Below are 12,188 nucleotides of genomic sequence, written 5' to 3' on the forward strand. Positions count from 1 at the left end.
CATGCTGCGTTTGACTAAGAAGTCGTTGTTTGTACGAGTCATGATCGGACTTGTCCTCGGCATCTGCGCCGGCTTGTTGTGGCCGGAACAGGCTCTACAGTTGAAACCGTTGGGAGATGGTTTTATCAAGCTGATCAAGATGCTGATCGCGCCGATTGTATTCTGTGTGGTGGTGAGCGGGATTACCGGTGCCGGTGACTTGAAAAAAGTGGGCCGGGTGGGTTTGAAGGCCATTGTGTATTTTGAGCTGGTCACGACTCTGGCTCTGGCTTTGGGCTTGCTGTTGGCCCTGCATAGCAGCATCGGTCTGGGGATGAACGTGGATGTCGGCTCCTTGGATACCCAAGCGATGGCCGCCTACACCGATAGAGCCCAGGCTTTGCAGCATGGCAGCACCTGGTCGTTTTTCATGAACTTGATTCCTGGCACGGTGTTTGGCGCGTTGGCCTCGGGCGATATCTTGCAGGTGTTGGTGTTTGCCTTATTGTTTGGTTGCGCCTTGAATCTAGTGCGCGATTCCGCTGGCGGAGTGATTCGGCTGGTGCATGAGGCGGGCCATGTGTTTTTCAAGCTGATCGGTCTGGTGGTGCAATTGGCGCCGCTGGGAGTGTTCGGCTCCATTGCCTTTACCACCGCCAGTTACGGGGTATCGTCCTTGCAGCAGTTGGGTGGTCTGGTGCTGATGTTTTATCTCACTTGCGCTTTGTTTGTTCTGGTGGTGCTGGGGACTATTTTGCAATTGGCGGGTCTTAACATCGTAGCATTTTTACGCTATCTGAAAGACGAGTTATCGATCGTGGTGGGGACGGCCTCGTCCGACGCGGTGTTGCCGCAAGTCATGCAAAAGCTTGAACATCTGGGCATCGGCAATGCCACCGTGGGCCTGGTGATTCCCACCGGTTATTCGTTCAATCTCGATGGTTTTTCCATTTATCTTACCCTGGCGGCGGTGTTTATCGCCCATGCCACCAATACGCCGCTGTCCAATTACGATTTGTTGACCATTCTCGCGGTGTCGTTGGTGACCTCCAAGGGCGCGCATGGAATTCCTGGCTCTGCCTTGGTGATTCTGTCGGCGACTCTGTCGGCAATACCCGCCATTCCGGTGATCGGGCTGGTGTTGGTGTTGTCGGTGGACTGGTTCATGGGCATTGCTCGGGCGTTGACCAATTTAATCGGCAATTGCGTGGCCGCGGTGGTGGTGGCGCGCTGGGAGCGGGATATGGACTTGGAGCGGGCGCGCAATGTGCTGAGACGCAAGCAGGGTTATGAATATGTGGCAGAGCCGGCTGTCAGCGTCGGTTCCTTGGTGGATCGTTGAAGCAGGTTTTAGCGGTGGTGGCTTTAGCGCGTCTCCATTTTGGCGGGGCGCCATAGGCGTTGCGGATAGTTCGAACGGGGCAGCAATATCTGGGAGCCTTCCCCGGTTGATGTGCTGGAGAAGTCATAAAAAATGCCTGATCATGAATTTGATCAGGCATTTTTTTAGTTTGACGTTCAGCGCACGTCAGCGTTGTTTAGCCGCATTAAAAGGTTACTCACACACCGGCCTCGTGCGCCTGCACGTCGGCGTGGTAGCTGGAGCGCACCATCGCGCCCACGGCGGCATGGACGAAGCCCATTTCATAGGCTTTTTTCTCGAACATCTTGAATACGTCCGGGTGCACATAGCGCAGTACCGGCAGGTGGCCGTCGGACGGTTGCAGATACTGGCCTATGGTCAGCATGTCCACATTGTGGGCGCGCAGATCGCGCATCACTTCCAGAATCTCTTCGTCGGTCTCGCCCAGGCCCACCATCAGGCCGGACTTGGTGCGGACGTCGGGGTTCTTGGCCTTGTAGTCCTTCAGCAATTGCAGCGAGTGCGCGTAATCCGAACCCGGACGCGCCTGCTTGTACAGCCGCGGCACGGTTTCCAGATTGTGGTTCATCACGTCCGGCGGGGTCTGGCTCAGAATGTCGACGGCCACGTCCAGGCGGCCGCGGAAGTCCGGCACCAGAGTTTCGATCTGGGTGTTGGGCGACATTTCACGCACCGAGTTGATGCAGTCGGCGAAGTGCTGGGCGCCGCCGTCGCGCAGATCGTCGCGGTCCACCGAAGTCACCACCACGTACTTCAGCTTCATCGCGGCCACGCTCTCCGCCAGGTGGCGCGGTTCGTCCGGATCCAGCGGGTTGGGGCGGCCGTGGCCCACGTCGCAGAACGGGCAGCGGCGGGTGCAGATATCGCCCATGATCATGAAGGTGGCGGTGCCTTTGCTGAAACATTCGCCGATGTTCGGGCAGGTGGCTTCCTCGCACACCGTGTGCAGCTTTTGTTCGCGCAGAATCTGCTTGATCTCGTGGAAGCGCTGGCCGTTGGGCAGCTTGGCGCGGATCCATTCCGGTTTTTTCAGTTTTTCGTCCAGCGGGACGATCTTGATGGGGATGCGGGCGGTTTTGGCCGCGCCCTTGTGTTTGACCCCAGCCTGGTTTTCCGGCTTCATGTCAGTTCCTTGGTGCTGTTCAGGAGGCGCTCCAGATGCGGCAGCAGCGTATCGGCGGCGGCGGCAAGGCTCAGCTCCACTCCCAGTTGTTTCAGGTCGGTCACCTTGAGGTTGGCGTAACCGCAAGGATTGATGGAATCGAAAGGCGCCAGGTCCATGTCCACATTGAAGCTGAGGCCATGGTAGACCGCGTGGTTCTTGATGCGCAGGCCCAGCGAGGCGATCTTGGCGCCGGCCACGTAAACGCCGGGCGCGTCCACATCGCCGTTGCCGTGTATGCCCAGTTCCGCCAGCGTGTCTATCACCGCCTGTTCGATGCGGCGCACCAGCTCGCGCACGCCTATGCCCATGCGCTTGAAATCCACCAGCAGATAAACCACCAACTGGCCCGGCCCGTGATAGGTGATCTGGCCGCCGCGGTCGGTTTTCACCACCGGAATGGCGGTGGCGTGCAGCAGGTGCTCCGGCTTGCCGGCCAGGCCCTGGGTATAGACGGGCGGATGTTCGACCACCCACAGTTCATCGGGGGTATCGGCGTTGCGGGCGTCGGTGAACGCCTGCATGGCGCGCCAGGTTGGTTCGTAATCCACTCGGCCCAGATGTTTGACGATGCGCGACACGGCAATCTCCAGGTGCTTAAAGCACCATTTTCACCATCGGATGGCCGGTCAGCGACAGATAGATATTGTCCAGCTGTTGACGCGAGGTGGCGGTGACGGTGACGGTCAGCGCGTAAAAGCGGCCGTTGGCGCTTTCGCGCAGCGTCACGTCGTGGTCGGCCAGGTCGGGCGCGTTGACGCGGACGACCTCGGTGATGGTGAGGACGAAATCCTCGTGACGCTCGCCCATCACCTTGATGGGGAAGCGACAGGGGAATTCCATGAGTTCCTGTTTTTCAGACATATGCAATCAAATCCGCTAAGAACGTGTTTACGATTGCGCGAGCAAGAGCGAGACAAGGCGAAAACAGTTGAGAAAGCGGAGTGTACACACGGTACATGAGCATTTCGAAGCGGTTTTCAACGCGGTATCGCCGAAGCGCAGCAGATCGTAAACAGGTTCTAAAGACGCCGAACCCGAAACGGGCAAAGGCGCAGCAGCCAGTTGTACTGCAAACCGGGCCGCCCGCGCCAATACATTTTACGGTCGTCTTTATTACTAAAACGTCACATCATAATACAGCCGCGGCGTCCGGGCGATGCCCGGCGCAGCGATTAACGGCGGACGCCGTTTATTTCCAGCCCAGCATCAGCTTGATGCTGTCCCACAGCCGGCTGAAGAAGCCGCCTTCTTCCACCGCCTTCAAGGCCACTACCGGGCGCTCGAACAGCGGCTTGCCGTCCAGCGACACCACCAGCTTGCCCACCACCTGGCCGGCTTTGACCGGGGCGATCAAGGGCTGCATGGTGGTCAGATCGGCCTTGAGCTTGGCGGCCTGGCCCTTGGCCACGGTGGCGTAGACGTCGCTGGCGAAGCCGACGGACACGGTTTTGGCCGCGCCCTTGTAGATGGGCAGCTCGGACACCGGCTTGGCGCCGCTATACAGTTTGGGCGTATCGTAAAACTGCAAGCCGTAGTTGAGCAGCTTGGAGCTTTCCACTGCGCGCGCCTCCGGGCTGGCGGTGCCCACCACCACTGAAATCACGCGACGGCCGTCGCGGTGGCTGGTGGTGATCATATTGTAGCCGGCGCTGTCGGTGTAGCCGGTCTTCATGCCGTCGACGTTGGGGTCGCGGTAGAGCAGCAGGTTGCGGTTGGGCTGCTTGATGTTGTTGTAGGTGAAGGACTTGATCGAGTAGATCGGGTAGAACTCCGGGAAGTCGCGGATCAGCGCGCCGGCCAGGATGCCCAGATCGTGCACGGTGGTGTAGTGCTCGGGATTGGGCAGGCCGGTGGCGTTGCGGAACTGGGTGTTCTTCATGCCCAGTTTCTGCGCCTGCTGGGTCATCACCTGGGCGAAGACTTCCTCGCTGCCGGCGATGGCTTCAGCCAGCGTCACGCAGGCGTCGTTGCCGGATTGCACGATCATGCCCTTGATCAGGTCGTCGACCTTGGCCGGCACCTTGGGATCCAGGAACATGCGCGAGCCTTCGGTTTTCCAGCCTTTTTGCGACACCGTCAGCGTCTGTTCCAGAGTCAGCCGTTTTTCCTTCAGCGCCTTGAAGGTGAGGTAGGCGGTCATCAGCTTGGTCAGCGAGGCCGGCTCCACGCGGGAGTCCGGGTCGCGCTCGGCCAGCACTTGCCCGCTGTTGAAGTCGGTCAGGTAATAAGCCTTGCCGGCGATTTCGGGCGCGGGCGGCAGAAAGGCGGCGGAGGCGAAAGAGACGGACGGCAGCGCGATCGCCGCTGCCGTGAGAATGCTGGTGAATGTTTTCATTGTTCCTATGGGCAACGCTGGGGGTTGAGGTCCAAATAGTAGCCGTTGATTATACACGCGGATTGCCGTCCGGTTGCCGCGAAGTGGGGATTTTCTGCGGGCGGGGCGGACGGAGCCGTTGCGATACCGCAATGCAACAATCCAATATTATCAAGGCTTCCCGTCTGCTTGGAGTTCCTGCTACTCTGGCAGTTCAAGCAAAATAATGATCGGGACAAAGGCTTTGCCATGCAAGAGAAGCAAGACTATCTGGAACGCATCCTGACGTCGCGGGTTTACGACGTCGCCATCGAAACGCCGCTGGAGCTGGCGCCCAATCTGTCGCGCCGCTATCGCAACACGATTCTGCTCAAGCGCGAGGATCTGCAGCCGGTGTTCTCCTTCAAGCTGCGCGGCGCTTACAACAAGATGGCCAAGCTCAGCGCGGAACAGCGCGCGCGCGGCGTGATCACCGCCAGCGCCGGCAACCACGCGCAGGGCGTGGCCTTGTCCGCCAGCCGGCTGGGCTGCGCGGCCACCATCGTGATGCCGGTGACCACGCCGCAGATCAAGATAGACGCGGTCAAGCAATACGGCGGCCAGGTGGTGCTGCATGGCGATTCCTTCAACGAAGCCTTCCACCACGCGACTGAATTGGCCGCGCAAAACGGCATGACTTATATTCCGCCGTTCGACGACCCGGACGTGATCGCCGGCCAGGGCACCATAGGCATGGAGATTCTGCGCCAGCACCCGGACGGCTTGAACGCCGTCTTCGTCGCCATCGGCGGCGGCGGCCTGGCCGCCGGCATCTCCAGCTTCATCAAGCGGCTCAAGCCGGAGATCAAGGTGATAGGCGTGCAGCCGGTGGATTCCGACGCCATGCGCCAATCCATCGCCAAGGGCGAGCGCGTGGAGTTGAAGGACGTGGGCCTGTTCGCCGACGGGGTGGCGGTCAAGCTGGTGGGCGAGGAGACTTTCCGCATTTGCCGCGAGCTGCTGGACGAGATCATCCTGGTGGACACCGACGCCATCTGCGCGGCGATCAAGGACATCTTCGAAGACACCCGCTCCATCGTGGAGCCGGCGGGCGCCTTGGCGGTGGCCGGCGCCAAGGCTTACGTGGAGCGCGAAGGCTGCGTGGACCAGACCCTGGTGGCGATCTCCTGCGGCGCCAATATGAATTTCGACCGCCTGCGCCATGTGTCCGAGCGTTCCGAACTGGGCGAGCGGCGCGAGGCCGTCATCGCGGTGACCATTCCGGAAAAGCCGGGCAGCTTCAAGCGCTTCTGTACCGTGATAGGCGGCCGCAACATCACCGAATTCAATTACCGCTTCGCCGATCCCGGCACCGCCCATGTCTTCGTCGGCGTGCAGATCAGCGGCAAACAGGACCTGGAGAACATACTCTCCAGCCTGAACGCGCATGAGCTGGACAGCATCGATCTGACCGACAACGAATTGGCCAAGCTGCACATCCGTCATCTGGTGGGCGGTCACGCGCCGCAGCTCAAGGACGAGCGAGTGCTGCGCTTCGAGTTTCCGGACCGCCCGGGCGCGCTGATGCGTTTCCTGGAGGCGATGAGCGTGGACTGGAACATCAGCCTGTTCCATTATCGCAATCACGGCGCCGATTACGGCCGCGTGCTGGTGGGCATACAGGTGCCGGCCAGCGACGACGCGGAGTTCCAGCGCTTCCTCGACAATCTGGGCTATCCCTATGTCGAGGAAACCCAGAACCCGGCCTACAAGCTGTTCCTGGGCAAGACCATACGTTGAACCGGGCCGGCGGGCTGCTTGTGGTCGGCAGCCTGACGCCGCGCTCCTTCTTTGAAGCGAATCATGATCAAGGCAGTTCTATTCGATCTGGACGGCACCTTGGCCGACACCGCGCGCGATCTGGGCGCCGCGCTCAACCGCCTGCTGGCCGAGGAAGGCCTGCCGCCGCAGCCGTACGCGGCGGTGCGTCCCATCGCCAGCCACGGCGCGCGCGGGCTGGTCAGCCTGGGCTTCGGCATCGACCGCGAGCACCCGCGTTTCGAGGAATATCGCTTGCGCTTTCTGGATCACTACGAGCACAGCTTCGCCGACGAGACCGTCCTGTTCGACGGCGTCAACGGCCTGATCCAGGGCTTGATGGACAAGGGCTTGCTGTGGGGCATCATCACCAATAAGCCGATGCGCTTCACCGACCGTCTGGTGCCTTCGCTGCCTTTCATCGCGGCGCCGGCGGTGACGGTCAGCGGCGACACCGTGGGCGTGCCCAAACCGGATCCGCGGCCGATGCGCTTCGCCGCCGAGCGGATCGGCATCGCGCCTGAGCATTGCCTGTACGTGGGCGACGCCGAGCGCGACATCGCCGCCGGCCGCAGCGTGGGCATGAAGACGGTGTTGGCCAATTGGGGTTACATCGCCGACAGCGACCGGCCGGCGGAGTGGGGCGCCGACATCGCCATCGATCATCCGCTGCAATTGCTGGATCACGTTTAAGCGGCAATGGAAATGAAAAAAGCCACGGTTCTCCGTGGCTTTTTTGGTTTCGGCCTGGTGATTCTCAGGCGCGCAGGTTCTGCGCTATCGCATAGATGGGCGACAAGGCCGCCTCGCCCAGGCGCAGGCTGCGCTGGCCGCTCCAGCCGAAGTCGTCGTCCGGCAGATTGGCGTTGTCCTTGAACGGCATCTCCAGCGTGAAGGCGAGACAGCCGAAGTGTTCGCATACCCAGTTGGTGGCGATGGTCATATTGGCCTTGCCCGGCGCGTTGCGCGGGTAGCCGTGCTCGGTCTGGTAGTCCGGGCTGGCCAGCAGCAGGTGGTGGCGGAACTGATCGGCCAGGGTTTCCAGGCGCTCGTTCCACGATGGCACGCCTTCGGTGCCGGCCAGGAACACATAAGGAATGTTCTCGTCGCCGTGGATGTCCAGGAACAGGTCCACGCCGGTTTCCTGCATCTTGTTGCGCACCGCCAGCACTTCCGGGCTGGTCTCCGCGCTGGGGGCCGCCCATTCGCGGTTCAGGTTGGCGCCGGCGGCGTTGGTGCGCAGATTGCCCAGCACCGAGCCGTCCGGGTTCATATTGGGCACCACGTAGAAAGTGGCGCGGTCCAGCAGCGCGCGGCTGGTGGGATCCTGCGGGTCCAGCAGGCGGTTGAGCAGGCCTTCGATGAACCATTCGGCCATGGTTTCGCCCGGATGCTGACGGGCGATGATCCAGATCTTGAGATCCGATTCCACCTCGTGGCCTATGGTCAGCAGATTGATGTCGCGCTGCTGCACGGTAAAGCCCAGGTCGCTGACCTGGCACAGGCCGGAGCCCTGCGCCTGACCGATCAGGTTCAGATGCTGGTCGTAGGAATAGGGTTCGAAATAGGCGTAGTAGATGCTGCCGGACAGCGGCACGTGATCTATCGTCATCACGCCGTTTTCGTAGTGGGTGGGCACGCGGAACCAGTTGATGCGGTCGTAGGAGGCCACCGCTTGGTAGTCGACCCAGCCGTCCGGATAGGCGCTTTCGCCGGCGTTCAGGAAATTGAAGGTGCAGTGCTGATAAGCGGCGCCTTGCACGCGGAAGTAGAACCACTGGGCGAAATCGGCCGCATTGTCGCGGCGGATGCGCAGTTGGATGTCTTCGTAGTTGTCGGCGGAGACGATCTCGATGCTGCCGGCGTCAAAATTGCTGCTGATTTTCATGCGCTGAACCTATTGGTTTCCTGAAACGTGCTTAAGGCGGAGATTGTAAACCTGTCGCCGCTCACATGCCATCCTCAGGCGCAAGGCAAAGAAAAACCCCGTCGGCTGGACGGGGTTGCGCTTTAGCCTGAAACTGGACTTAAGCGGTGGGCGCGCGCTTGCTGGCGGTCTTCACCGCGTCGGCGGTGGCGCTGGTGGCGGCCTTGACGCTGCTGTCGGTGAACTCCACCACTTGCTGGGCGGCTTTGCTGAAGGTGTTGACCGCGGCGGCTGCGGCGGCTACCGAGCTTTTCACCGCGTTCAGCGCGGCGTCGGAGCCGGCCGGAGCGTTTTTGGCTGCGGACTCGATCGCGCCGATCAGCGACTTGTTGAAGCTGCCCAGGTTTTCTTCGGCCAGCTTGGTCAGTTCGCTTTGAGCGGAGGAAACGATGTCGTACAGATTGCGGGAATTGGCCAGAGCGGTGTCGATGTTCTGGGTGGCCAGCTTGTTCAGGTGGCTAACCGCTTCTTGCGGGTCGGTCACGCCGCTCAGCTGCTTGGCGATTTTGACGTTTTCTTCCAGCGACTGCTTGGAGATTTCCAAGTTCAGCTTGACCAGGCGCTCGGCGCTATCCAGAGTGATTTGCGAAAAGCGGAAAATGGTTTCCAGACCGTTCAGGGACAGCTTGTTCAGTTGCTCATTGCTGATGGACATAATGTATTCCTCCGCTGTGGGGTGAGACCTTAAAAGGAGATAGTCTGAATCAAAAATTTTGCACTGCACAATGACGAGTAAATGTATCATGCATTGCAGCAAAATTGGGAGCACTGACTGAAGATTTACTCTAGCGTGTTGTATTTATGATAAATTGCCGGCACACGGCACACCGTACCAAAATAAACCGGGAGCGTTACATGAGTGTTGAAAAGCGGGTCATCAAAAAGTACCCGAACCGCCGGCTGTACGATACCGCCACCAGTTCCTACATCACCTTGGGGGATGTGAAGCAATTGGTGCTTGATAATGTGGACATTCAAGTCGTCGACGCCAAGAGCCAAGAGGACATCACCCGCAGTGTGCTGTTGCAGATCATCCTGGAGGAGGAGAACGGCGGCATGCCGATGTTCAGCTACGAGGTGCTGACCCAGTTCATCCGCTCCTACGGCCAGGCCATGCAGGGCATGATGGGGCCCTTCCTGGAGAACAATCTGCAACTGTTCGCCCAGCTGCAGCAGAAAATGCAGGAACAAACCCGCGCGATTTACGGCGACAACACCATGTTGAACGCCAATCTGTGGGGCGAGTTCATGAAATTTCAGGGGCCGGCGGTGCAGAACATGATGGCCAACTACATGGAACAGAGCACCAGCATGTTTCTGGACATGCAGAACCGGATGCAGGAACAGACCAAGCAACTGTTCGGCGGTTTCGCCTTCCCGGCTTACAAGCAGGGCGAGGACGACAAGGACCCGTCCTAAAGCATGTACGATCTCTCGAGCCAGCGAGACAAGGCGTTTTCAACGCCGTATCGCGCGCAGCGCAGCAGATCGTAAACAGACTCTAAGGCGCAGGCGGCCGGCTGGAACGGCCGCCTGTCCGTTTCCATCCGCCGCTTGCCCCCGGAGGGCTTGCCATGCCGATTCCCGCATGTTGGATGCCGGGCGCCGTTAGCGGCGCCCGCTACTCTTGCACGGCGTCCGACGTATTTCGATTTTCCCCATTTCCCATTGACGACTCTAGCCGGCCGGGCCGGCAAGGCACCGCGCCATGTCCGCCGAAGCGCTGAGCGCCCGCCTGCGCGCGGCGCAGCGCAGCCATCTGGACGGCGATTGGGCCGAGGCGGAGCGAGCTTATCGCGCCTGCCTGCGCGATTGGCCCGCGTGCGCCGCGGCCAAATCCTTTCTGGCTTTCCTCTTGCTGCAGACGCAGCGCCCGGCCGAGGCCGAAGTCTGGCTGAGCGAGGCGATCGCCGCGGAGGCGGGCCATGCGGACTGGCATTTCAGCCTGGGCATGGCGCAGGCGCGCCAGGGCCGTTCGGGCGACGCGCGGCGGGCTTTCGCCGCGGCCGCGGCGCTGGACGGCGGCCAGCCCATGTATTGGACCAATCTGGCCGCCGCCTGCGAGCAGGACGGCGATTTCGCCGCCGCGGAACAGGCGTGCCGGCAAGCGCTGAGCGCGGACGCCGACTGCGCCGACGCGCACTTCCTGCTGGCCGGCCTGTGTTTGCGACAGGAGCGCCATGCCGAGGCGCGGCGCCACAATGCGTTGGGCATCGTGGCCCAGCCGGCCGCGCATGGGCCGATCGCGCGCATCGAGGCGCATTGCGAGCTGGATCAGCGCGACGCGGCCCTGGCCTTGTTGCATGACTGGCTGGCGCAAGCGCCGGACGATCCGGTGGCCTTGCATCTGTTGGCCGCCTGCGGCGGCGCGGAGCCGCCGCCGCAGTGCAGCCCGGAATTCATCCGGCGGACTTTCGACGCCAACGCCGAGGCGTTTGACGCCACCCTGACCCGCCTGCATTACCAGGGGCCGCAGTGGCTGGCGCAATGTCTGGAACGATTGGCGCCGCCGCCGGCCGCTCTGGACGCGCTGGATCTGGGCTGCGGCACCGGCCTGGCCGGCGGGGTCTTGCGGCCGTACGCGCGCCGCTTGCAGGGGGTGGATCTCAGCGGCGAAATGCTGGCGCGCGCCGCGGACAAGGGCGTGTACGACGTCTTGACCCAGGGCGACATCATCGAATTCCTGGCGACGGCTCCATTGCCGGTCGATCTGATCTGCTGCCTGGACACGCTCAGCTATTTTGGCGATCTGGAGCCGGCCTTGAGCTGGATGGCGCGCGCGCTCAAACCGGGCGGCTTGCTGCTGTTCAGCATAGAGCGCGCGCCGCGGGCTTTGCCGGGCGGCCACCGGCTGCAGCCCTGCGGGCGCTATCTGCACGATCCGGACTGGGTGGAGGGGCTGCTGGCGGCGTGCGGGTTGGCGTTGCGGGAGCGCCGGGACATGATGTTGCGGGAGGAGGCGGGGTGTCCGGTGCCCGGCGCTTTCTATTGCGCCGAGCGCATGCCTTAGTCAAGGCCTCTGCGGGCGCCGGCGCTCAGTGCTTGCTTTGCATCAGCTTGTCGGTCCAGGCCATCACCAGCGCGGACAGCAGGAAGGTGCAATGGATCACCACCTGCCACATCACGCCCTGTTCGGTGAGCGGGTTGCCGGGGCTGCCCAGATTGGACGCGCTGATGAAGGTTTTCAGCAGATGGATGGAGGAGATGCTGATCAGCGCCAGCGACAGCTTGGTCTTCAGCACGCCGGCGTTGACATGGGACAGCCATTCCGGCCGGTCCTCGTGGCTGTTCAGACTGTCGATCTTGGAGACGAAGGTTTCGTAGCCGCCCACCACCACCATGATCAGCAGATTGGCGATCATCACCACGTCGATCAGGCCCAGCACGATCAGCATGATCTGGGTTTCCGTCATGCTGGAGGCGTCGGCGACCAAGTGGATCAGTTCGAGCAGAAACTTATAGACGTACACCCCCTGGGCGACGATGAGGCCAAGATAGAGCGGAGCCTGCAGCCAGCGGCTGGCGAAAATCAGGGACTCCATGCGTGAAACGAGAGTTTTCATATCGGTATCGTGTGAGGGGTTGACGGCTCAGAAGCTGTTCAAAGTCTGCGGCGCGGCGG

Annotated in this window: 12 protein-coding genes; 5 read left to right on the plus strand and 7 right to left on the minus strand. The window is 61.5% G+C overall.

Features of this window, described 5'->3' with window-relative positions:
- Position 1 precedes the first annotated feature (1 nt).
- Positions 2-1,321: a C4-dicarboxylate transporter DctA gene (gene dctA, locus QUG03_RS10585; RefSeq protein WP_486635600.1), complete on the plus strand. Its 1,320-nt coding sequence runs from the start codon at positions 2-4 to the stop codon at positions 1,319-1,321.
- Positions 1,322-1,538: 217 nt separating this feature from the next.
- Here dctA and lipA read toward each other — a convergent pair whose 3' ends face one another.
- The 4 genes from lipA to QUG03_RS10605 all read right to left on the minus strand — a co-directional run bounded on the left by lipA (position 1,539) and on the right by QUG03_RS10605 (position 4,863).
- Entirely contained in the window at positions 1,539-2,486 is a 948-nt protein-coding gene (gene lipA, locus QUG03_RS10590; RefSeq protein WP_166452149.1) for a lipoyl synthase, read from the minus strand.
- Positions 2,483-3,106, minus strand: a complete 624-nt coding sequence (lipB, locus tag QUG03_RS10595) for a lipoyl(octanoyl) transferase LipB (protein ID WP_107798627.1) — start codon at positions 3,104-3,106, stop codon at positions 2,483-2,485. Before lipB ends, lipA begins: the two co-directional genes overlap by 4 nt.
- A 16-nt stretch (positions 3,107-3,122) precedes the next feature.
- Entirely contained in the window at positions 3,123-3,368 is a 246-nt protein-coding gene (locus QUG03_RS10600) for a YbeD family protein (protein WP_370445189.1), read from the minus strand.
- A 349-nt stretch (positions 3,369-3,717) separates the two neighbouring features.
- Positions 3,718-4,863, minus strand: a complete 1,146-nt coding sequence (locus tag QUG03_RS10605) for a D-alanyl-D-alanine carboxypeptidase family protein (RefSeq protein WP_107798629.1) — start codon at positions 4,861-4,863, stop codon at positions 3,718-3,720.
- A 228-nt stretch (positions 4,864-5,091) separates the two neighbouring features.
- On the opposite strand from QUG03_RS10605, the gene ilvA reads away from it, so the two are divergent.
- Both ilvA and QUG03_RS10615 read left to right on the plus strand, forming a co-directional pair.
- The gene (gene ilvA / locus QUG03_RS10610) at positions 5,092-6,621 is read left to right on the plus strand and encodes a threonine ammonia-lyase, biosynthetic (protein ID WP_227104302.1); all 1,530 of its coding nucleotides are present in this window, start codon (positions 5,092-5,094) and stop codon (positions 6,619-6,621) included.
- A gap of 63 nt (positions 6,622-6,684) precedes the next feature.
- Positions 6,685-7,332, plus strand: coding sequence for an HAD family hydrolase (locus QUG03_RS10615; RefSeq protein WP_107798630.1), 648 nt, complete (start codon positions 6,685-6,687; stop codon positions 7,330-7,332).
- A 64-nt stretch (positions 7,333-7,396) separates the two neighbouring features.
- Here QUG03_RS10615 and QUG03_RS10620 read toward each other — a convergent pair whose 3' ends face one another.
- Together QUG03_RS10620 and QUG03_RS10625 are read right to left on the minus strand one after the other, a co-directional pair.
- Complete coding sequence (locus tag QUG03_RS10620) at positions 7,397-8,527, minus strand: M14 family metallopeptidase (protein WP_235087429.1); 1,131 nt, start codon at positions 8,525-8,527, stop codon at positions 7,397-7,399.
- A 139-nt stretch (positions 8,528-8,666) separates the two neighbouring features.
- A complete protein-coding gene (locus QUG03_RS10625) occupies positions 8,667-9,221 on the minus strand; it encodes a phasin family protein (RefSeq protein ID WP_019101299.1) in 555 nt (184 codons plus the stop codon).
- 200 nt (positions 9,222-9,421) lie between these two features.
- Here QUG03_RS10625 and phaR point away from each other — a divergent pair, with 200 nt between their 5' ends.
- Positions 9,422-9,985, plus strand: coding sequence for a polyhydroxyalkanoate synthesis repressor PhaR (gene phaR / locus QUG03_RS10630; protein ID WP_107798632.1), 564 nt, complete (start codon positions 9,422-9,424; stop codon positions 9,983-9,985).
- Between the two features lie 289 nt (positions 9,986-10,274).
- On the plus strand, positions 10,275-11,576 hold the full coding sequence (locus tag QUG03_RS10635) for a tetratricopeptide repeat protein (RefSeq protein ID WP_500819960.1): 1,302 nt from the start codon (positions 10,275-10,277) through the stop codon (positions 11,574-11,576).
- A 25-nt stretch (positions 11,577-11,601) separates the two neighbouring features.
- Here the strand turns inward: QUG03_RS10635 and QUG03_RS10640 are convergent, their stop codons facing one another.
- The gene (locus tag QUG03_RS10640; protein WP_107798634.1) at positions 11,602-12,129 is read right to left on the minus strand and encodes a TIGR00645 family protein; all 528 of its coding nucleotides are present in this window, start codon (positions 12,127-12,129) and stop codon (positions 11,602-11,604) included.
- Positions 12,130-12,188: the final 59 nt, after the last annotated feature.

The organism is Chromobacterium sp. CCUG 30098, from assembly GCF_059916605.1.